At 60.9% G+C, this 19,741-nt stretch carries 20 protein-coding genes; 14 read left to right on the plus strand and 6 right to left on the minus strand.

Annotation, left to right across the window (positions count from 1 at the left end):
* Window positions 1-21 precede the first annotated feature (21 nt).
* Window positions 22-774: a DUF2059 domain-containing protein gene (locus tag PMI25_RS10545; RefSeq protein ID WP_007968015.1), complete on the minus strand. Its 753-nt coding sequence runs from the start codon at window positions 772-774 to the stop codon at window positions 22-24.
* A 108-nt stretch (window positions 775-882) separates the two neighbouring features.
* Here PMI25_RS10545 and PMI25_RS10550 point away from each other — a divergent pair, with 108 nt between their 5' ends.
* Both PMI25_RS10550 and PMI25_RS10555 read left to right on the plus strand, forming a co-directional pair.
* Window positions 883-1,515: a 2OG-Fe(II) oxygenase gene (locus PMI25_RS10550; RefSeq protein ID WP_007968017.1), complete on the plus strand. Its 633-nt coding sequence runs from the start codon at window positions 883-885 to the stop codon at window positions 1,513-1,515.
* Between the two features lies 1 nt (window position 1,516).
* Window positions 1,517-2,002, plus strand: coding sequence for a DUF523 domain-containing protein (locus tag PMI25_RS10555; protein WP_007968019.1), 486 nt, complete (start codon window positions 1,517-1,519; stop codon window positions 2,000-2,002).
* 107 nt (window positions 2,003-2,109) lie between these two features.
* Here PMI25_RS10555 and PMI25_RS10560 read toward each other — a convergent pair whose 3' ends face one another.
* Window positions 2,110-2,673, minus strand: coding sequence for a transporter substrate-binding domain-containing protein (locus PMI25_RS10560; RefSeq protein ID WP_007965565.1), 564 nt, complete (start codon window positions 2,671-2,673; stop codon window positions 2,110-2,112).
* A gap of 135 nt (window positions 2,674-2,808) precedes the next feature.
* On the opposite strand from PMI25_RS10560, the gene PMI25_RS10565 reads away from it, so the two are divergent.
* Entirely contained in the window at window positions 2,809-3,234 is a 426-nt protein-coding gene (locus tag PMI25_RS10565; RefSeq protein ID WP_007965567.1) for a DUF4399 domain-containing protein, read from the plus strand.
* Window positions 3,235-3,297: 63 nt separating this feature from the next.
* On the opposite strand, the gene serA is transcribed toward PMI25_RS10565, so the two are convergent.
* Complete coding sequence (gene serA / locus PMI25_RS10570; protein WP_003229219.1) at window positions 3,298-4,527, minus strand: phosphoglycerate dehydrogenase; 1,230 nt, start codon at window positions 4,525-4,527, stop codon at window positions 3,298-3,300.
* A gap of 204 nt (window positions 4,528-4,731) precedes the next feature.
* Here serA and PMI25_RS10575 point away from each other — a divergent pair, with 204 nt between their 5' ends.
* The 4 genes from PMI25_RS10575 (at window position 4,732) to PMI25_RS10590 (ending at window position 9,171) form a co-directional block, all read left to right on the plus strand.
* Window positions 4,732-6,126, plus strand: coding sequence for an FAD-binding oxidoreductase (locus PMI25_RS10575; RefSeq protein ID WP_045122034.1), 1,395 nt, complete (start codon window positions 4,732-4,734; stop codon window positions 6,124-6,126).
* Window positions 6,127-6,165: 39 nt separating this feature from the next.
* A complete protein-coding gene (locus PMI25_RS10580; protein ID WP_007965570.1) occupies window positions 6,166-6,831 on the plus strand; it encodes a fumarylacetoacetate hydrolase family protein in 666 nt (221 codons plus the stop codon).
* 301 nt (window positions 6,832-7,132) lie between these two features.
* Complete coding sequence (locus PMI25_RS10585; RefSeq protein WP_007965571.1) at window positions 7,133-8,056, plus strand: SdiA-regulated domain-containing protein; 924 nt, start codon at window positions 7,133-7,135, stop codon at window positions 8,054-8,056.
* 197 nt (window positions 8,057-8,253) lie between these two features.
* On the plus strand, window positions 8,254-9,171 hold the full coding sequence (locus PMI25_RS10590) for an SdiA-regulated domain-containing protein (RefSeq protein ID WP_007965572.1): 918 nt from the start codon (window positions 8,254-8,256) through the stop codon (window positions 9,169-9,171).
* A gap of 146 nt (window positions 9,172-9,317) precedes the next feature.
* Here the strand turns inward: PMI25_RS10590 and rpiA are convergent, their stop codons facing one another.
* On the minus strand, window positions 9,318-9,992 hold the full coding sequence (gene rpiA, locus PMI25_RS10595) for a ribose-5-phosphate isomerase RpiA (RefSeq protein ID WP_007965573.1): 675 nt from the start codon (window positions 9,990-9,992) through the stop codon (window positions 9,318-9,320).
* 301 nt (window positions 9,993-10,293) lie between these two features.
* On the opposite strand from rpiA, the gene ilvA reads away from it, so the two are divergent.
* Complete coding sequence (gene ilvA / locus PMI25_RS10600) at window positions 10,294-11,808, plus strand: threonine ammonia-lyase, biosynthetic (RefSeq protein WP_007965574.1); 1,515 nt, start codon at window positions 10,294-10,296, stop codon at window positions 11,806-11,808.
* A 39-nt stretch (window positions 11,809-11,847) separates the two neighbouring features.
* Window positions 11,848-12,273, plus strand: a complete 426-nt coding sequence (locus PMI25_RS10605) for a DUF2269 domain-containing protein (protein ID WP_007965575.1) — start codon at window positions 11,848-11,850, stop codon at window positions 12,271-12,273.
* Between the two features lie 118 nt (window positions 12,274-12,391).
* Here the strand turns inward: PMI25_RS10605 and PMI25_RS10610 are convergent, their stop codons facing one another.
* Window positions 12,392-13,048, minus strand: a complete 657-nt coding sequence (locus PMI25_RS10610) for an HAD family hydrolase (protein WP_007965576.1) — start codon at window positions 13,046-13,048, stop codon at window positions 12,392-12,394.
* A gap of 143 nt (window positions 13,049-13,191) precedes the next feature.
* Here PMI25_RS10610 and PMI25_RS10615 point away from each other — a divergent pair, with 143 nt between their 5' ends.
* Both PMI25_RS10615 and ptsP read left to right on the plus strand, forming a co-directional pair.
* Window positions 13,192-13,671 (plus strand): RNA pyrophosphohydrolase, encoded by a 480-nt coding sequence (locus tag PMI25_RS10615; protein WP_003229203.1) that lies wholly within the window; start codon window positions 13,192-13,194, stop codon window positions 13,669-13,671.
* 22 nt (window positions 13,672-13,693) lie between these two features.
* Complete coding sequence (ptsP, locus tag PMI25_RS10620) at window positions 13,694-15,973, plus strand: phosphoenolpyruvate--protein phosphotransferase (protein WP_007965577.1); 2,280 nt, start codon at window positions 13,694-13,696, stop codon at window positions 15,971-15,973.
* A 159-nt stretch (window positions 15,974-16,132) separates the two neighbouring features.
* On the opposite strand, the gene PMI25_RS10625 is transcribed toward ptsP, so the two are convergent.
* Window positions 16,133-16,879, minus strand: coding sequence for an NRDE family protein (locus PMI25_RS10625; protein ID WP_007965579.1), 747 nt, complete (start codon window positions 16,877-16,879; stop codon window positions 16,133-16,135).
* 130 nt (window positions 16,880-17,009) lie between these two features.
* On the opposite strand from PMI25_RS10625, the gene PMI25_RS10630 reads away from it, so the two are divergent.
* The 3 genes from PMI25_RS10630 to PMI25_RS10640 all read left to right on the plus strand — a co-directional run bounded on the left by PMI25_RS10630 (window position 17,010) and on the right by PMI25_RS10640 (window position 19,723).
* The gene (locus PMI25_RS10630) at window positions 17,010-17,792 is read left to right on the plus strand and encodes a sulfite exporter TauE/SafE family protein (protein WP_007965580.1); all 783 of its coding nucleotides are present in this window, start codon (window positions 17,010-17,012) and stop codon (window positions 17,790-17,792) included.
* Between the two features lie 93 nt (window positions 17,793-17,885).
* Window positions 17,886-18,701 (plus strand): prolipoprotein diacylglyceryl transferase, encoded by an 816-nt coding sequence (gene lgt / locus PMI25_RS10635; RefSeq protein WP_007965581.1) that lies wholly within the window; start codon window positions 17,886-17,888, stop codon window positions 18,699-18,701.
* A 50-nt stretch (window positions 18,702-18,751) separates the two neighbouring features.
* On the plus strand, window positions 18,752-19,723 hold the full coding sequence (locus tag PMI25_RS10640; protein WP_007965583.1) for a thymidylate synthase: 972 nt from the start codon (window positions 18,752-18,754) through the stop codon (window positions 19,721-19,723).
* Window positions 19,724-19,741 lie beyond the last annotated feature (18 nt).

The following is a 19,741-nucleotide window of genomic DNA, read 5'->3' on the forward strand; positions in this document are numbered from 1 at the left end:
CGGCCGGTCAGGCGATAAAGATCACTGGCTGAGGTTCGAGGAGCTTTGCCCCACCGCCAACCCCGCGCGAATCGCCGCCAGCGCCGCCTGGTAATACGCCTTGCCCTCGCTGGATTCGGCAAAGGTCGCAAACTGCTCCAGTTCGTCATCCGACAGATCGCGATAAACGTAGAGCAGCGTGTTATTCAAATCGGCGCCGATCTGGTCCATCAGGCGCTGGCGCTGGCCGTTCAGCATGCCTTGCGCCTGACCGCCGCCGAGCAGGCCAGGAATCATCGAACTCAAACTGTCCGCCGCCACGCCGGCAATCGCCAGGCTGACCTCGGCACCGGCTTCGCGCGCCGGCAGCGCTTGCGCCAGATGGCCGATGATCAGCAAACGGCTGTCGCTGACCTGCATTTTTGGCAAGCCCTTGGCGTTCTTCGCCAGTTGATCGCGACGGGTGGCAAGCAATTCAGCAGCGACGATTTTCTTGCCCAGTGGCGATTGAAAGAAGGTCAGTGCCGGTTGTGGATCGGCAAGGTGCTGGCGCAATTGCGCTTCGGCACGCTGATCCATGGCCTGCGGGGCGAAGCGCTGGTTGCTGTTGTTGACCAGGGCCTGGAACACCGCTGGCGGCAGGTTGTTCTGGTAGCGCTGCTGCGCGGCACTCAGGGCATCATTGAAATGCGCACGTTGATCTGGCCAGCCGGCGATCTTGTACAACTGATCGTGGCCGTCCGCCCAAGCGGGCAAAACGCAGAACATCAACAGTGAAAAAAGCAAACGGCGCATAGGGACTCCTGTCAGCAGCGGACTATTCTCCGTGCGGTGCCGGTACTTGTCGAGAATTCGTATCAAGCCGCCGCGTGGCTCTGTCGGATTTCTTGCCGCCGGCATACTATGCGCGCCATGCAAATATCCTCCGAACACCCGCTGCTGTTACGCATCGTCGACGACCTGGCCGAGCATGGCTGGTCGCAGCAGAACATTTTCCTGCCCGCAGGTTTGACCCGCGAGCTGGCGGCCGAGTGCCGCAAACGTGAGGCCGAGGGCGAGCTGGCGCCGGCAGCGGTGGGTCGTGGGCCGTTTTCGGAGATTCGCGAGGGCATTCGTGGCGACCACATCCAGTGGATCGACCCGGGCCAGGCCGAAGCCAGCGACCGTTATCTGCACCTGATGGACAGCCTGCGCGAGGCGCTCAATCGCGGCTTGTTCCTGGGGCTGGAGGATTTCGAGTGCCACTTCGCCCTATACCCGCCGGGTGCGTTTTACCGCAAGCACGTTGACCGTTTTCGCGATGATGACCGGCGCATGGTCTCGGCGGTGGTCTACCTCAATGACGCGTGGCTGCCGGAAGACGGCGGTCAGTTGCGCATGTATCTGGACGAAGACCGGGTGCATGACGTGCAACCCACTGGCGGCTGTCTGGTGGTGTTTCTCTCCGGCGAAGTGCCCCATGAAGTGTTGCCGGCCAACCGCGAGCGCCTGTCGCTGACCGGCTGGTTCCGCCGCCGTGGCAACGAGCCGTTCTGATATGCAGAAGATTCTGGTCAGCCGCTGCCTGTTGGGCCACCGCGTGCGCTACGACGGCGGGGCCAGCGGGCCGTTCGATCTGCTCGAACAGTGGATCGCCGAGGGCCGTGTAGTGCCGCTGTGTCCGGAAGTGGCTGGCGGTTTGCCGACCCCGCGTGCAGCGGCGGAAATCCCCGGCGGGCAGGGAGCCGAAGTGCTCGATGGCACGGCGGCGGTGATCACCACCGAAGGCGAGGACGTCAGCGCGCAGTTTCTCGACGGCGCGCGGCAGGCGCTGGCGCTGGTGCACAAATATGGCATCCGCGTCGCGGTGCTCAAGGCCAACAGTCCTTCCTGCGGGAATTTGCTGACTTATGACGGGACGTTCAGTGGGGTGAAGGTCAGTGGCGAAGGCGTGACGGCTGCGCTGCTTAAACGCCATGGGGTGCAAATCTTCAGTGAACTCGAGCTGTCGCAGGCCGCAATGGCCCTGACCCACCTCGACTAAAAGCCCACCACAAACCCCCTGTAGGAGCTGCCGAGTGAAACGAGGCTGCGATCTCTTGATCTTCAAAATCAAGATCAAGATCAAAAGATCGCAGCCTGCGGCAGCTCCTACGGTTCGCTGAACCACTTTTGCGACAACGCCGCCAAGCGTCCATCCGCCTTGATCCGCTGCAACGCACCTTCCAGGCTGGCATGAAACGCCGGGTTGCCCTTCTGAAACGGAATCGCCAGCTCCACCGGGGTCGCCTTCGGCTTCTCCTCGGTCAGTGCCTGCACCAGCACCATCGGCCGTGGCTGCTCATCCTTCTTTGCCCACAACTGCGAATCGACCTTGCCGTAAGACTCGCTGAAGTCGAAACGATCCTTGAGTTCAGGTGTCAGTGCTATGTGGTTGAGCGCAACGTCGTACTTGCCGCTTTCAACGCCCTGGAGCAGGTCGGCTTCGTCGGTGACGATGAAGTCGGCGCGCACATCCAGCTCGTTGGCCAGCAGTTGCCCAAGCTCGACCTCGAACCCCGTGAGTGTGTCGCCATCCTTGAAATTGAAGGGCGGTGTATTAGCCTCAAGGGCAATGCGCAACTCGCCACGGTCGTTGACGTCATCAATCAGTTCGGCGTGAGCCAGAGGGCTCAAAAGGGGTAGCAGGCAGATCAGGCCAGGCAGAAAACGCATGGTCACTCCTTTGAAATCATTATCGCGATGCTCTGAGTCAGGCTCGCTTTGCTATGGTTGTCGAGTGCCTTCGACAACGAATGGTCATGAAGTTGTCATGACCGCGCGGATTTTACGGAAAAACTGGAGAAGAGAATGAAAACGTTTATGTCACGAGCAGCCTTGGCTGGCCTGTTGATGGGTGTTTCAGTGCTGGCCAGTGCAGCGACCCCGGCGCCGGCCGGTGCTTCAGTGAGTATCGTCGAGCCGAGCAGCGGTGCCGTTGTGGACAAGACATTCAAGGTCAAGTTTGAAGTCAAAGGCATTGCCCTTGCGCCGGCGGGCGACCCTACCGCCAATACCGGGCACCATCACCTGCTGGTCGATGCCAAGGAAATCGTTCCGGCGGGCAGCGTAATCCCGACCGATGCCAACCACATTCACTTCGGCAAGGCCCAAACCGAGACCGAACTGACCCTGACGCCTGGCAAGCACACCTTGCAGCTGGAACTGGGCGACAAGGGCCACATGGCCTTCGATCCGCCAATCGTTTCGGAAAAGATCACCGTGACGGTGAAATGACTTTTCAGCCGGCATGAAAAAGGGAGCCCCGAGGGGCTCCCTTTTTCATTGCTCGGCGTTCGATCAGAACAACACGCGGCTACGGATAGTACCGTTGACGTGTTGCAGCTTCTCTTGCGCCAGCTCCGAGTACTCGGCGTCGACGTCGATCACCACGTAACCGACTTTCTCGTTGGTCTGCAGGAACTGACCGGAGATGTTGATACCGTTTTCGGCGAAGACCTTGTTGATCTCGCTCATCACGCCCGGAATGTTCTCGTGGATGTGCAGCAGACGGTGCTTGCCAGGGTGGGCCGGCAGGGCCACTTCCGGGAAGTTCACCGACGATACGGAGGTACCGTTGTCGCTGTACTTGACCAGTTTTTCCGCCACTTCCAGACCGATGTTGGCCTGCGCTTCGGCAGTCGAGCCACCGATGTGCGGGGTCAGGATCACGTTGTCCAGGCCACGCAGCGGGCTTTCGAACTCTTCGTCGTTGGAGCGAGGCTCCACCGGGAACACGTCGATGGCCGCGCCGATCAGGTGCTTGTCCTTGATCGCGTCCGCCAGGGCGTCCAGCTCGACCACGGTGCCGCGCGCGGCGTTGATCAGGATGCCGCCCTTCTTGATGGCGCGGATTTCCTTCTCGCCGATCATCCACTGGGTCGCCGCGGTTTCCGGTACGTGCAGGGTAACGATGTCGGACATGCCCAGCAGCTCGTGCAGGTTGCCGACCTGAGTGGCGTTGCCCAGCGGCAGCTTGGTCACGGTGTCGTAGAAGAACACCTGCATCCCCAGGCCTTCCGCCAGAACCGACAGCTGAGTACCGATCGAGCCGTAGCCGACGATGCCGAGTTTCTTGCCACGGATCTCGAAGGAGTTGGCTGCGGACTTGATCCAGCCGCCACGGTGGCAGGAAGCGTTTTTCTCCGGAATGCCGCGCAGCAGCAGGATCGCTTCGGCCAGTACCAGTTCCGCGACGGAGCGGGTGTTGGAGTACGGCGCGTTGAACACGGCGATACCGCGCTCGCGGGCAGCACTCAGGTCAACCTGGTTGGTGCCGATGCAGAAACAGCCGACCGCGACCAGCTTCTTCGCGTGATCGAAGATCTCTTCGGTCAGTTGGGTGCGCGAACGAATGCCGATGAAGTGAGCGTCAGCGATCTTTTCCTTGAGCTCGGCTTCCGGCAAGGAGCCTGTCAGGTATTCGATGCTGGTGTAGCCCGCCGCCTTGAGGACGTCGACAGCCGATTGGTGGACGCCTTCGAGAAGAAGGAACTTGATCTTGCTCTTATCGAGAGAAGTCTTGCTCATCTGCGTAAACCTGTATCCCGGAGAAAAATGGCAGGAAATGGTCAACAGACATTGACCTGGACGACAAGAAAGCCGTCACCGCAGAACTGGCCTTGGGCACTGGCCTGCGGGGTCGGTATGCTAGCATAGCCACCCCGCTAAACACTCATTCCTGCGACGTGAAGCGTCTTCAGGATGACCATGAATTGTTCGAGAGTTCTGTCGATGACCAATCCTGCCCTGATTGATGAACTGAAGACCCTGGTCGAGCCTGGCAAGGTCCTGACCGACGCCGACTCCCTGAATGCGTACGGCAAGGATTGGACCAAGCACTTCGCGCCCGCACCGTGCGCCATTGTGTTCCCCAAGACCATCGAACAGGTGCAGGCCATCGTCCGCTGGGCCAACACCCATAAGGTGGCGCTGGTGCCTTCCGGCGGACGCACCGGGCTGTCCGCCGCCGCGGTGGCCGCGAATGGCGAAGTGGTCGTCTCGTTCGACTACATGAACCAGATTCTCGACGTAAACCTCACCGACCGCACCGCCGTGTGTCAGCCGGGCGTTGTCACCGAACATTTGCAGAACGTCGCCGAAGAAAACGGCCTGTACTACCCGGTGGACTTCGCCTCCGCCGGTTCCAGTCAGATTGGCGGCAATATCGGCACCAATGCCGGCGGGATCAAGGTGATTCGCTATGGCATGACCCGCAACTGGGTCGCCGGGATGAAAGTGGTCACCGGCAAGGGCGATGTGCTGGAGCTGAACAAGGACCTGATCAAGAACGCCACCGGCTACGACCTGCGCCAGCTGTTCATCGGCGCCGAAGGCACCCTCGGTTTCGTGGTCGAAGCGACCATGCGCCTGGATCGCGCGCCGAAAAACCTCACCGCGATGGTCCTCGGCACCGCCGACTTCGACTCGATCATGCCGGTGCTGCACGCCTTCCAGGGCAAACTCGACCTGACCGCGTTCGAATTCTTCTCCGACAAGGCCCTGGCCAAAGTGCTGGGCCGTGGTGATGTGCCGGCGCCGTTCGAGACCGAGTGTCCGTTCTACGCGCTGCTGGAATTCGAGGCGACCAGCGAAGAAGTGGCCAACACGGCGCTGGAAACTTTCGAACACTGCGTCGAGCAGGGCTGGGTGCTGGACGGTGTAATGAGCCAGAGCGAAACCCAGTTGCAGAACCTGTGGAAGCTGCGCGAGTACATCTCCGAGACCATTTCGCACTGGACGCCGTACAAGAACGACATCTCGGTCACCGTGTCGAAAGTCCCGGCATTTCTGCAGGAAATCGATGCGATCGTCGGCGAATACTACCCGGACTTCGAAATCGTCTGGTTCGGCCACATTGGCGACGGCAACCTGCACCTGAACATTCTCAAGCCGGATAACCTGAGCAAGGACGAGTTTTTCGCCAAGTGCGCGACCGTCAACAAGTGGGTGTTCGAAACCGTCGAGAAATACAACGGTTCGATCTCCGCCGAGCACGGCGTGGGCATGACCAAGCGCGACTACTTGACGTACAGCCGTTCACCGGTCGAAATCGAGTACATGAAAGCGGTCAAAGCGGTGTTCGACCCGAATGGCATCATGAACCCGGGCAAGATCTTCGCGGTTTGATTGGCAATCCCCTGAATCAATGAAGGCAGGAATCGGTAAATGAGCTATCAGCACCAGTATGTCGACGGCACGCGCATCCACTTCCCGATCGGGAAAGTGGTCTGCATCGGGCGTAATTACGCCGAACACGCCAAGGAACTGGACAATCCGGTTCCTACCGAACCGTTGCTGTTCATCAAGCCGGGCAGTTGTGTGGTGCCGCTGGAAGACGGTTTCAGCATTCCGACCGAGCGCGGTTCGGTGCACTACGAAGCGGAAATCGCCGTGTTGATCGGCAAGCCGTTGTCGACAAAACCGAGCCGCGAAGAAGTGCTGGACGCGATCTCCGGTTTCGCCCCGGCGCTGGACCTGACCCTGCGCGACAAGCAGGCCGAGCTCAAGTCCAAGGGCCTGCCATGGGAAATTGCCAAGTCGTTCGATGGCGCAGCGGTGATCGCACCGTTCGTGGTCGGCAGCACTTTCCCGGACCTGACCGACATCGGCATCCGCCTGACCATCAACGGCGAAGTGCGTCAGGACGGCAACAGCAGCGCCATGCTCAACCCGATCGTGCCGATGATCCAGCACATGGCTGGCTGCTTCTCGCTGCAGGCCGGCGACGTGATCCTCACTGGCACGCCAGTGGGCGTCGGCCCGCTGAATGTCGGCGACGACATCGTGCTGGAACTGGTTGGCGCGAGCAGCTTCAGCAGCAGCGTGCGCTGACCGCGAAACCGTAACACCCTGTGGGAGCGAGCCTGTTGTGGTGAGGGGATTTATCCCCGATGGCCTGCGCAGCAGTCCCAGTTTTTGGGGCCGCTTCGCAGCCCATCGGGGATAAATCCCCTCACCACAGTGCTCGCTCCCACATTGCTTTGAGGTGCCCTGAAGATTGCTGGCAGCACACGCCAATCCCGCCATTTGCCGTTTTTTTCACATTCTGTCCGGATAATTCCTCTCATTCTGGCGTCTGAGCCGGCCTCTTTGTGCTATTACCCATAGCCTGAATTTTCGGAATGCGTCCCTGATGTCAGCTCACACTCAGCTCAATCCTCCTCGTCGCTCACGTTTCGCCCTGCGCTGGTATGTCTGGCTGTTGCTGGTGCTCGCTGTCGCTTATGGCGTGGCGCATATCATGCATTGGGACGACCGTGGCCTGCTGTGGCTGCGTGAGCGTTTCGAGAGCCAGACCGAGCAAAAGGCGAGTATCTGGCTGCCGGACTATCGCGCAGTCATCGACGGCAAACTGCTGCCGGGCATGGAAAAGGACGAGGCCTCGGACCTGTCCTACAACCCGCAGACCAAAACCCTGTTTTCGGTGATGGGCAAGAATCCGTTCCTGGTCGAGCTGACTCTGCAAGGTGATGTGCTGCGCAAGATGCCGCTGGTGGGCTGGACCAACCCCGAAGGCGTGACCGTGATGGAAAACGGCCTGATGGCGATCGTCGATGAGCGCGAGCACCTGCTGACCATCGTCAAGGTCGATGCCAGCACTCGCGAACTGAATATCGCCGATTTCCCGAAATACGACCTCGGCCCGTCGAAAAACCAGAACAAGGCGTTCGAAGCAATCACCTGGGATCCGCGCAACCAGCAGTTGTTGCTGGGCGAAGAGCGTCCGCCTGCGCTGTTTACCTGGAAAAGCGACGGTAGCCAGATCCTCAAGGGCGACAAGCAGAAGCTTGCCAATGATGAATTGGATATCCGCAACCTCTCGGCGCTGGCCATCGACCCGCGTACCGGCCACACCCTGGTGCTGTCTGCTGACTCGCATCTGTTGCTGGAACTGGACGAGAAGGGCGAGCAGGTCAGCTTCATGACCCTGCTTGGCGGCTTCAATGGTTTGAAGGACACCATCCCCCGCGCCGAAGGCGTGACCATGGACGACGCCGGTACGCTGTACATGGTCAGCGAGCCGAACCTGTTCTATCGCTTCGAAAAGCAAAAGTAGCAGCCCGAATCTCTCCCCTGCAGGAGCTGCCGCAGGCTGCGATCTTTTGCTTTTGTTTTTCAAGATCAAGATCAAAAGATCGCAGCCTTCGGCAGCTCCTGCACGGTTCTGTTGTGGGAAAGGGCAAGTGGCCATTAAGCTTCAGTTCAGACAGGCGTGATATTTCATCCGCCTGTTTTGATCCCGAGCCTGCCTGAATGCGTCGACTTGCCCGTCCCAAGCCCCTGTTTATCATCCTGTCGGTTGTTGTCCTGATCGTGTTGATCGCGATCGGCCAATACCTGCGCCTGTTCGAGCGCGCCTGGTTCAATCTGCATACCTTTTGGCAGCCGTTGAGCAACGAGGCCATTGGTCTGGATCAATACCGGGTCGAGGTCGAGGCCAGGATCATCGACGGCCTGAACGACGATGTCTCGGCGCTGACCTACGATCCGGTGCGCAAAAGCCTGTTCACCGTGACCAACAAGAATGCCGAGTTGGTCGAGTTGTCCCTCGACGGCAAAATCCTGCGGCGCATCGCGCTGATCGGCTTCGGCGATCCTGAAGCGGTGGAGTTCATCAGCGCCGACACCTATGTGATCACCGACGAGCGCCAGCAACGCCTGATCAAGGTTCATCTTGAGCAGGACACTGCGTTTCTCGATGCGGCGGACGCTGAACAGATGACCCTCGGCGTGCACATGAGCGGTAACAAGGGCTTCGAAGGCCTGGCCTATGACTCGGTGGGCAAGCGCCTGTTCGTCGCCAAGGAGCGTGACCCCATGCTGATTTATGAGGTGCACGGTTTTCCGCACTTCAATCCGGAAAAGTCCTACGCGGTGCACGTGATCAACAACCCCAAGCGCGATGCCAGGATGTTCGTGCGCGATCTGTCGAGCCTGCAATACGACGAGCGCAGCGGCCATTTGCTGGCGCTGTCCGACGAGTCGGGGCTGATTCTGGAGCTGGATGTGGACGGGCGGCCGCTGAGTACCTTGTCGCTGAACAAGGGGCGGCAGGGTTTACAGAAGAGCGTACCGCAGGCCGAGGGCATTGCGATGGATGACGACGGGACGTTGTATCTGGTGAGTGAGCCGAACTTGTTCTACGTCTTCAGGAAACCTGCGCAACCTTGACTAACACCACAAAACACTGTGGGAGCGAGCTTGCTCGCGAATGTGTCAGATCAGTCAGCCCATTCATTGCCTGACACGACGCTTTCGCGAGCAAGCTCGCTCCCACAGGTTTTTTCATCTGCCCATAAAAATGTGGGCAGCCTGGATTATTCAGCTTTGAGGGTCTTCACACCTTCGCTGGTACCCAACAGCAACAGATCCGCCGGCCGCGCCGCGAACAGACCGTTGGTGACCACGCCGACGATCGCATTGATCTGCGCTTCCAGTTCCACCGGGTTGGTGATCTGCAGGTTGTGTACGTCGAGGATGATGTTGCCGTTGTCGGTCAGCACGCCTTCGCGGTAAACCGGGTCGCCGCCCAGTTTCACCAGCTGGCGGGCGACGTGGCTGCGAGCCATCGGAATCACTTCCACTGGCAGCGGGAATTCGCCCAGCACCGGCACCAGTTTGCTGGCATCGGCGATGCAGATGAAGGTCTTGGCCACGGCCGCGACGATCTTCTCGCGGGTCAGGGCGGCGCCGCCGCCCTTGATCAGGTTCAGGTGTTCGTCGCTTTCATCGGCGCCGTCGACGTAGAACTCCAGGTCGCTGACGGTGTTCAGTTCATACACCGGAATGCCGTGGCCCTTGAGGCGCGCGGCAGTGGCTTCGGAGCTGGCAACCGCGCCATCGAACGCGCCCTTGTGCTGGGCCAGGGCATCGATGAAGCAGTTGGCGGTGGAGCCGGTGCCGACCCCGACGATGCTCTTGTCGTCGAGTTTCGGAAGGATGAAGTCGACGGCGGCCTGAGCCACTGCCTGTTTGAGTTGATCCTGGGTCATGCGGGCTCCGGAAGCGGGCAAGGGGAGAACGGAAAGGCCGGCATTATAGGCCCCGCGACAAGGCAGGGGGAAACACTCCTGTGGTGAGGGAGCTTGCTCCCGCTGGAGCGCGAAGCGGTCCTTTTGCATTCTTTCAGACAAATCGTATGTTCTGATTTACGACTGCTGCGCAGCCGAGCGGGAGCAAGCTCCCTCGCCACAATAGGTCTCCACACCCTAAAACCCCCTGTTCAGTGTGGTCGTGCGCCCAAAAGCCGGGTTAGACTCGTCGGTCCCGCCCAATCGCCAGTGATGCTTTCCGATGCTCGAACAGTACGTCAAAAAGATCCTCACCTCGCGCGTTTATGACGTTGCCGTAGAAACCCCGCTGCAGAACGCTCGCCAGCTCTCCGAGCGGCTGGGCAATGACATCTGGCTCAAGCGCGAAGACTTGCAGCCGGTGTTCTCGTTCAAGATTCGCGGCGCCTACAACAAGTTGACCCAGCTGACGGACGAAGAGCGCGCCCGTGGCGTGGTCACCGCGTCGGCGGGCAACCATGCGCAGGGTCTGGCGCTGGCGGCGAAAGTGCTGGGCGTGAAAGCGACCATCGTGATGCCCAAGACCACCCCGGAGATCAAGGTCGAAGGCGTGCGTTCGCGCGGCGGTAAAGTCGTGCTGCACGGCGATTCGTTCCCGGAAGCGCTGGCCTATTCGCTGAAACTGGTCGACGAGAAGGGCTACGTCTACATCCACCCGTACGACGATCCGCACACCATTGCCGGGCAGGGCACCGTGGCGATGGAAATTCTGCGCCAGCACCCGCAACCGCTGGACGCGATCTTCGTGCCGGTGGGCGGCGGCGGTCTGATTGCCGGCATCGCGGCATACGTGAAATACCTGCGTCCGGACATCAAGGTCATCGGCGTCGAGCCGGACGACTCCAACTGCCTGCAAGCGGCCATGGCCGCCGGTGAGCGCGTGGTTCTGCCGACCGTGGGCATCTTCGCCGACGGCGTGGCGGTGGCACAGATCGGCCAACACACCTTCGACATCTGCAAGGATTACGTCGACGAAGTGATCACCGTCAGCACCGACGAGATCTGCGCGGCCATCAAGGATATCTACGACGATACCCGCTCGATCACCGAACCTGCCGGTGCCCTGGGCGTGGCCGGGATCAAGAAATACGTCGAGTCGCGTGGTGTCAGCGGCCAGACTTTCGTCGCCATCGACTCCGGGGCCAACGTCAACTTCGACCGCCTGCGCCACGTCGCCGAGCGCGCCGAGCTGGGCGAGGGCCGCGAAGCGATCATCGCCGTGACCATTCCGGAGCAGGCCGGCAGCTTCAAGGCCTTCTGCGAAGCGATCGGCAAGCGCCAGATCACCGAATTCAATTACCGCTACAACACCGGCAGCGAAGCGCACATCTTCGTCGGCGTGCAGACGCACCCGGAAAACGATCCGCGCAGCGCACTGCTGGCGAGTCTGGCCGAGCAGGGCTTTCCGGTCATCGATCTGACCGACAACGAGCTAGCCAAGCTGCACATCCGCCACATGGTCGGCGGGCGCGCGGCGCAGGTGGTCGATGAAGTGGTGCTGCGCTTCGAATTCCCGGAGCGCCCGGGCGCGCTGTTCAACTTTCTCAACAAGCTCGGCGGACGCTGGAACATCTCGATGTTCCATTACCGCAACCATGGTGCGGCGGATGGCCGTGTCGTCGCAGGTCTGCAAGTACCGCATGACGAGCGTCATCTGGTACCGGCGGCGCTGGCGGAGATCGGCTACCCGTACTGGGACGAAAGCGACAACGCGGCCTATAAGCTGTTTCTTGGCTGAGCGGCTACGCTGATGGGCAGGCCATAAGGAAATCGAACAATGGAAACGTTAACCGCCCTGAAAACCGCGCACATGGTCGCCACCGTGGTGTTGCTGGCCAGTGCGCTGGGGCTGGGGATCTGGGTTTTTCTGGCGCGCCGCAAAGGTGATGCAACGGCCGGTAGTCGCACCTTGCAACGGCCACGGGTGTTCATCTGGCTGTTGATGGGCCTGGCGCTGTTGAGCATGCCGTTCACCGGCTGGGGCATGGTGCATCTGGTCGGCTGGCCGCTGGGGCAAACCTGGCTGCTGGCCTCAAGCGTGCTGTACACCGTGGCCGCGCTGGCGTGGTTCTGGTTGCTGGTGCGGTTGAATCGGTTGCGCAAGGCGCCGGGTGGGGTTGGCAGGTTCAGTTTTGCCTTGGCGTTGTTCAGCTTTGTCTGCTTTATCGCCATTGCCGGGTTGATGGGCGCCAAGCCTGTTTAAGGCTGAGACTGCGTTGCTTCAATCGCTGGCAAGCCAGCTCCCACAGGATCTGTAGCGAACACAAATGGTGTGACCACCTGAAAAACCTGTGGGAGCTGGCTTGCCAGCGATAGCTATATCAGCCGCGCAGACTAATGACTGGCCATCCGCGCTTCTCGGCCTCGGCCCGCAGATTCGGATCCGGGTCTACGGCCACCGGATTCGCCACCTGCTCCAGCAACGGCAAATCATTCATCGAATCGCTATAGAAATAGCTGTCATCCAGCGAATACCCGGTTTCCTCCAGCCAGCGATTCAGGCGCGTCACCTTGCCTTCGCGGAAGCACGGAATGTCAGTGCTGCGTCCGGTGTAGCGGCCATCGATCATCTCGCACTCGGTGGCGATCAGGGTTTCAACGCCCAGGCGCACCGCAATCGGCGCGGTGACGAAGCGGTTGGTGGCGGTGATGATCACCAGTTTGTCGCCGGCGTCGCGGTGCTTTTTCAGCAGTTCCAGCGCCTTGGGCAGCATTATCGGTTCGATGCAGTCGCGCATGTAGTCGTTATGCCACTGCTCAAGCACGGCCATTTCGGTGCGGCCGAGGATTTCCAGGCAGAAGTTCAGGTACGCGGCGTTATCCAGCTGGCCGGCCAGGTAATCCTGATAGAACTCGTCGTTGCGCGTCTTGTACGCCACCGGATCAAGGAAGCCGCGTTCGCACAGATAGTCGCCCCAGGCGTGATCGCTGTCGCCGCCCAGAAGGGTGTTGTCCAAATCGAATAGAGCCAGGCGCATTGCAGTTACCCGCTGAAAAGTCAGTAAAAAGGCGACAAGAATACGGTCTTTTCACAAGAGTGCACATAAGGTAGGAACCTTCGTTGCCGCCTTATCAAGCTTTGTGGAACAATGCGGCGACATGCGTTTGCGAGGTTGTTGCCGTGATCGACCCCGATGGTTTCCGCCCCAATGTCGGGATCATTCTGACGAATGACGCCGGCCAGGTGCTATGGGCTCGCCGTATCAATCAAGATGCCTGGCAGTTTCCACAAGGGGGAATCAACCCCGAGGAGACGCCGGAAGACGCCTTGTACCGCGAGCTGAACGAAGAAGTTGGCCTGGAACGTGAAGATGTTGAAATACTGGCCTGTACGCGGGGCTGGTTGCGCTATCGTTTGCCGCAACGTCTGGTGCGTACCCACAGCCAACCGCTGTGCATCGGCCAGAAACAGAAATGGTTTCTCCTGCGCCTGATCTCCAACGAGCAGCGGGTGCGGATGGATTTGACCGGTAAACCGGAGTTCGATGGCTGGCGCTGGGTCAGTTATTGGTATCCGTTGGGCCAGGTGGTGACATTCAAGCGCGAGGTGTATCGACGCGCCCTCAAAGAGCTTGCCCCGCGCCTTTTAGCGCGCGACTGACGACGGAGTTCGACCCCGAGCCATGCTCAATACGCTGCGCAAGATCGTCCAGGAAGTTAACTCCGCCAAGGATCTCAAGGCGGCGTTGGGGATTATTGTGTTGCGCGTCAAAGAGGCCATGGGCAGCCAGGTCTGCTCGGTCTACCTGCTTGATCCCGAGACCAACCGCTTCGTCCTGATGGCCACCGAGGGCTTGAACAAGCGCTCGATCGGCAAGGTCAGCATGGCACCCAACGAAGGTCTGGTGGGTCTGGTCGGCACGCGTGAAGAACCCCTGAACCTCGAAAACGCCGCGGATCACCCGCGCTACCGCTACTTCGCCGAGACCGGCGAGGAGCGCTACGCCTCCTTCCTCGGGGCGCCGATCATTCACCACCGCCGCGTCGTCGGCGTGTTGGTCATCCAGCAGAAAGAACGCCGCCAGTTCGACGAAGGTGAAGAAGCCTTCCTCGTGACCATGAGTGCGCAGCTCGCCGGCGTTATCGCCCACGCCGAGGCCACCGGGTCGATCCGTGGTCTGGGCCGTCAGGGCAAGGGCATTCAGGAAGCCAAGTTCGTCGGCGTACCGGGCTCGCCGGGTGCGGCGGTCGGGACTGCAGTGGTCATGTTGCCGCCCGCGGACCTGGACGTTGTGCCGGACAAGCACATCACCGACATCGACGCTGAGCTGGCGCTGTTCAAGACCGCCATCGAAGGCGTGCGCGCCGACATGCGCGCGTTGTCCGCCAAACTCGCCACCCAGTTGCGCCCGGAAGAACGTGCGCTGTTCGACGTCTACCTGATGATGCTCGACGATGCCTCGCTGGGCAGCGAAATCACCACCGTGATCAAGACCGGCCAGTGGGCCCAGGGCGCGCTGCGTCAGGTGGTCACCGAGCACGTCAACCGTTTCGAACTGATGGACGACGCCTACCTGCGCGAGCGTGCGTCGGACGTCAAAGACCTCGGCCGGCGTCTGCTGGCCTACTTGCAGGAAGAGCGTCAGCAGAACCTGGTCTACCCGGAGAAAACCATTCTGGTCAGCGAAGAGCTGACGCCGGCCATGCTCGGCGAGGTGCCGGAAGGCACGCTGGTCGGTCTGGTGTCGGTCCTCGGTTCGGGTAACTCCCACGTCGCGATCCTGGCCCGGGCCATGGGCATTCCGACGGTGATGGGCCTGGTCGACCTGCCGTACGCCAAGGTCGACGGCATCGAGGTGATCGTCGATGGCACCCGCGGCGAGGTCTACACCAACCCCAGCGATGTGCTGCGCAAGCAGTTCGCCGAAGTGGTCGAAGAAGAGAAACAACTGGCGCTGGGCCTCGACACCCTGCGTGATCTGCCGTGCGTGACCCTCGATGGCCATCGCATGCCGTTGTGGGTCAACACCGGGCTGCTGGCGGACGTGGCGCGGGCGCAGAAGCGCGGCGCCGAAGGTGTCGGCCTGTATCGCACCGAAGTGCCGTTCATGATCAACCAGCGCTTCCCGAGCGAAAAGGAACAGCTGGCGATCTACCGCGAGCAGCTTGCCGCGTTCCATCCGCAACCGGTGACCATGCGCAGCCTGGACATCGGCGGTGACAAGTCGCTGTCGTACTTCCCGATCAAAGAAGACAACCCGTTCCTCGGCTGGCGCGGGATTCGCGTGACCCTCGACCACCCGGAAATCTTCCTGGTGCAGACCCGCGCGATGCTCAAGGCCAGCGAAGGCCTGAACAACCTGAGGATCCTGCTGCCGATGATCTCCGGCACCCACGAACTCGAAGAAGCCCTGCACCTGATCCACCGGGCCTGGGGCGAAGTGCGCGACGAAGGCACCGACGTACCGATGCCGCCGATCGGGGTGATGATCGAGATTCCGGCTGCGGTGTATCAGACCAAGGAGCTGGCGCGGCAGGTGGACTTCCTGTCGGTCGGCTCCAACGACCTGACTCAGTACCTGCTGGCGGTCGATCGCAACAACCCGCGAGTGGCCGATCTCTACGACTACCTGCACCCTGCGGTGCTGCAAGCCCTGCAAACCGTGGTGCGCGACGCACATGCCGAAGGCAAACCGGTGAGCATCTGCGGCGAAATGGCCGGTGATCCGGCAGCGGCGGTGCTGTTGATGGCGATGGGCTTCGACAGCCTGTCGATGAACGCCACCAACCTGCCGAAAGTGAAGTGGATGCTGCGTCAGATCAACCTGAGCAAGGCCAAGGATCTGCTGGCGGAGCTGATGAAGATCGACAACCCGCAAGTGATCCACAGTTCGCTGCAACTGGCGCTGAAGAATCTCGGGCTGTCGAAGATGAATCCGCCGGCGGTCAACAAGGCCCTCTGAAAGGCTGATGACCCTGTGGCGAGGGAGCTTGCTCCCGCTTGAGTGCGGAGCGCTCCCAATCCGGTCAATGAGATTCTTCTGAGAGATCGCATTGGCTGGGTTGCGGCTGCTTCGCACCCGAGCGGGAGCAAGCTCCCTCGCCACAATGGTTGCTCACTTTCAGGTATTGATCTCCACCTCGCCCAAATGCCCGCCATACGGCCCGAAACTGCGCTCCACCATCCGCCGCGTGCCATCCGCCTGCACGATCAACGCCGTACTCGCCCGAGTCCCGTAACTCTGGCTGGCAATAAACACACTCGACAGCAGCGATTCTGTAGCCAGCCCGACCCCGGTGTCCGGCAATTCGGCAAACGGCGCGGTCTGCGCATCGCCCAGCAAGTCCAGCAACCGCGCGGGCTGTGGATCATCCAGCACCGCGCTCAGCGCTGCCTTGGCCTTGAGCAACTTCGGCCACGGCGTATCCAGCCCGGCATTCGATAGCCCGTAGAGCCCCGGCTCGAGCATCACCGGTTCCGACGTCCGCGCATTGAAGTGCCACAGCTCATGGGCATTGCCCAGCAGCAGGTTGAACCCGGCGTACTCCGGCGAGCGACCGACCACATCGCGCCAATAATCATCAATCGAAGCATCACCCGTGAGAAACCGCGCCACCAGTTCGCCCCGCGACTTGCGCGCCGGCGGTTGGTGCGGGTCGCGGATATTGGTCAGCGCGGCGAAGCGCCCGTTGGCGCCAATCCCAAGCCACGTGCCGCCCGCCTCAAGATCGCGCCCCGCGTGCACGTGCGGCGCGTCGGCCCATGGCGCCAGCGGCAGGCTCGGGCGGGCGTAGAACTCGTCACGGTTGGCCGCGACGATCAGCGGCTGGGCATGGCCCGGGCGCCAGGCGAAAACGATCAGGCACATAAGGTGGTCCTTGTGTGTTTTCTGCTCACTCTACGCAGTCGGCGTCCGTGCATCCATCGTCAGTGGAGCCAAAGGGCATGCATCCGTTACCATGCCGCTCCGGTTTTGGGGATGCGTCTGGGAGACGGCCGTGGAATTTCTGCTCTATCTGGCGTTGGGCGCCTGTGCGGGCGTGCTGGCCGGGCTGTTCGGGGTGGGCGGCGGGATCATTATTGTCCCGGTGCTGGTGTTCAGTTTTACCTTGCAGGGCTTCGATCAGTCGATCCTCACGCATCTGGCGGTAGGGACATCGCTGGCGACCATCATCTTCACTTCGGTCAATGCCGTGCGTGAACACCATCGACGTGGTGCGGTGCGCTGGCCGATCTTCAAGTGGATGGCGGTTGGCATACTGCTAGGCGCCGGTTTCGGTGCGCTGACGGCGGAGGCGATTTCCGGGCCGAACCTGCAAAAGATCATCGGCGTATTTGCCTTGGTGATCTCGCTACAGTTGGCGCTGGACATCAAGCCCAAGGCCAGTCGAACCGTCCCCGGCAAACTCGGTCTGACCGTGGCGGGGAGCGTGATCGGTTGGGCTTCGGCGATATTTGGCGTCGGCGGTGGTTCACTGACCGTGCCGTTCCTGACCTGGCGCAGCGTGCCAATGCAGCAAGCTGTGGCGACCTCGTCAGCCTGTGGCCTGCCGATCGCCCTGGTCAGTGCATCAAGTTTCATGATTCTGGGCTGGCACGATCCGTTGTTGCCAGCTCATAGTCTCGGTTTTGTCTATTTGCCGGCGCTGTTGGGCATTGCCCTGACCAGCATGGTGTTCGCCCGTCTCGGCGCGCGTCTGGCGCACAGGTTGTCGCCACGCTTGCTGAAACGACTGTTCGCCGCTTTGCTGTTCTGCGTTGGCCTGAATTTTCTGCTCTGAGCTTCGGGTTCAGAACAGACCGCAATCCTGACTTAATCCTGAGGTGGCAGCGTCGCCCGGGAATTCTGCTTTCAACTCTAACGAGGAGTCGCAATGCTGCCTTACCCGCAGATCGACCCGGTGGCCCTGGCCATCGGTCCGCTGAAAATCCACTGGTACGGTCTGATGTACCTTGTCGGCATCGGCGGCGCATGGCTGCTGGCGTCGAGCCGGCTCAACCGCTTCGACCCGACCTGGACCAAGGAGAAGCTCTCCGATCTGGTGTTCTGGCTGTCGATGGGGGTGATTGTCGGTGGCCGTCTGGGTTACGTGCTGTTCTATGACCTGAGCGCCTACATCGCCAACCCGACACTGATTTTCGAAGTGTGGAAGGGCGGCATGTCGTTCCACGGCGGATTCATCGGGGTGATGCTCGCCGCGCTGTGGTTCGGCAAGCGTAACGGCAAGACCTTCTTCCAACTGATGGACTTCGTCGCGCCGATGGTGCCGATCGGCCTGGGCGCCGGGCGTATCGGCAACTTCATCAACGCCGAGCTGTGGGGCAAGCCGACCGACGTGCCGTGGGCGATGATCTTTCCGCCGTTCAGCGATCCGGCGCAGCTGCCGCGTCACCCGTCGCAGCTGTATCAGTTCGCGCTCGAAGGCGTGGCGCTGTTCCTGATCCTGTGGCTGTTCTCGCGCAAGCCGCGTCCGACCATGGCCGTATCGGGCATGTTCGCGCTGTTCTACGGCATCTTCCGTTTCATCGTCGAGTTCGTCCGCGTACCGGACGCGCAACTGGGCTACCTGGCCTGGAACTGGCTGACCATGGGTCAGGTGCTGTGCGTACCGATGATCGTCGGCGGGCTGTTCCTGATCTGGCTGGCCTATCGTCGTGCGCCGGCAGCGCCGCTCGCGCCGACCGCTTAAACTACGAACCCCGGCGCGCGACGCCGGGGCTCAAAGGACACAGGTAACTCATGAAGCAATATCTCGAACTGGTCTCGCACGTCATTGCGAACGGCAGCAAACAGGCCAACCGCACCGGCATCAACACCATCAGCTTCCCGGGGGCGATGCTGCGTTTCGATCTGCAGGAAGGCTTTCCGGCGATCACCACCCGCAAGATGGCGTTCAAATCGGCCATCGGTGAGATGTGCGGTTTTCTGCGTGGGGTGAACAACGCCGCTGAATTCCGTGCGCTGGGCTGCAAGGTCTGGGACCAGAACGCCAACGAAAACGCGCAGTGGCTGGCCAATCCGTTCCGTCAGGGCGAAGACGACCTCGGCGAAATCTACGGCGTGCAATGGCGCAAATGGCCGGCGTACAAGCAGATCCCGCTGAGCAACACCGCCGCCATCGAACAGACCCTGAGCAATGGCTACAAGCAGATCGCCCAGGGCGAAGAAGACGGCCAGGCCTACGTGGTGCTGTACAAAGCCATCGATCAGGTGCGCCAGTGCGTCGACACGATCATCAACGATCCGGGCAGCCGCCGCATCCTGTTCCACGGCTGGAACGTCGCCCAGCTCGATGAAATGGCCCTGCCGCCATGCCATCTGCTGTACCAGTTCCACCCGAACGTCGAGACCAAAGAGATCTCCCTGACCCTGTACATCCGCTCCAACGACTTGGGTCTGGGTACGCCGTTCAACCTCACCGAAGGCGCTGCGCTGCTCAGCCTGATCGGGCGCCTGACCGGCTACACGCCGCGCTGGTTCACCTATTTCATCGGTGATGCGCACGTCTACGAGAATCACCTGGACATGCTCAACGAACAGCTCAAGCGCGAGCCGTTTGCCATGCCGAAACTGAAAATCTCCGATCGTGTACCGGAGTTTGCCAAGACCGGTGTGTACCAGCCGGAGTGGCTGGAGCTGGTGGAGCCGAGCGATTTCTCGCTGGAAGGCTATGAGCACCATGCGCCAATGACCGCGCCGATGGCGGTCTGACAAGCAATACAAAAACCT

It is taken from the genome of Pseudomonas sp. GM30 (genome assembly GCF_000282275.2).
Taxonomy (GTDB): Bacteria; Pseudomonadota; Gammaproteobacteria; order Pseudomonadales; family Pseudomonadaceae; genus Aquipseudomonas.

Bases quoted from the DNA above. Each gene is read 5' to 3' on its own strand.
- PMI25_RS10545 (WP_007968015.1), bottom strand. From the start codon at position 774: ATGCGCCGTTTGCTTTTTTCACTGTTGATGTTCTGCGTTTTGCCCGCT.
- PMI25_RS10550 (WP_007968017.1), top strand. From the start codon at position 883: ATGCGCGCCATGCAAATATCCTCCGAACACCCGCTGCTGTTACGCATC.
- PMI25_RS10555 (WP_007968019.1), top strand. From the start codon at position 1,517: ATGCAGAAGATTCTGGTCAGCCGCTGCCTGTTGGGCCACCGCGTGCGC.
- PMI25_RS10560 (WP_007965565.1), bottom strand. From the start codon at position 2,673: ATGCGTTTTCTGCCTGGCCTGATCTGCCTGCTACCCCTTTTGAGCCCT.
- PMI25_RS10565 (WP_007965567.1), top strand. From the start codon at position 2,809: ATGAAAACGTTTATGTCACGAGCAGCCTTGGCTGGCCTGTTGATGGGT.
- serA (WP_003229219.1), bottom strand. From the start codon at position 4,527: ATGAGCAAGACTTCTCTCGATAAGAGCAAGATCAAGTTCCTTCTTCTC.
- PMI25_RS10575 (WP_045122034.1), top strand. From the start codon at position 4,732: ATGACCAATCCTGCCCTGATTGATGAACTGAAGACCCTGGTCGAGCCT.
- PMI25_RS10580 (WP_007965570.1), top strand. From the start codon at position 6,166: ATGAGCTATCAGCACCAGTATGTCGACGGCACGCGCATCCACTTCCCG.
- PMI25_RS10585 (WP_007965571.1), top strand. From the start codon at position 7,133: ATGTCAGCTCACACTCAGCTCAATCCTCCTCGTCGCTCACGTTTCGCC.
- PMI25_RS10590 (WP_007965572.1), top strand. From the start codon at position 8,254: ATGCGTCGACTTGCCCGTCCCAAGCCCCTGTTTATCATCCTGTCGGTT.
- rpiA (WP_007965573.1), bottom strand. From the start codon at position 9,992: ATGACCCAGGATCAACTCAAACAGGCAGTGGCTCAGGCCGCCGTCGAC.
- ilvA (WP_007965574.1), top strand. From the start codon at position 10,294: ATGCTCGAACAGTACGTCAAAAAGATCCTCACCTCGCGCGTTTATGAC.
- PMI25_RS10605 (WP_007965575.1), top strand. From the start codon at position 11,848: ATGGAAACGTTAACCGCCCTGAAAACCGCGCACATGGTCGCCACCGTG.
- PMI25_RS10610 (WP_007965576.1), bottom strand. From the start codon at position 13,048: ATGCGCCTGGCTCTATTCGATTTGGACAACACCCTTCTGGGCGGCGAC.
- ptsP (WP_007965577.1), top strand. From the start codon at position 13,694: ATGCTCAATACGCTGCGCAAGATCGTCCAGGAAGTTAACTCCGCCAAG.
- PMI25_RS10625 (WP_007965579.1), bottom strand. From the start codon at position 16,879: ATGTGCCTGATCGTTTTCGCCTGGCGCCCGGGCCATGCCCAGCCGCTG.
- lgt (WP_007965581.1), top strand. From the start codon at position 17,886: ATGCTGCCTTACCCGCAGATCGACCCGGTGGCCCTGGCCATCGGTCCG.
- PMI25_RS10640 (WP_007965583.1), top strand. From the start codon at position 18,752: ATGAAGCAATATCTCGAACTGGTCTCGCACGTCATTGCGAACGGCAGC.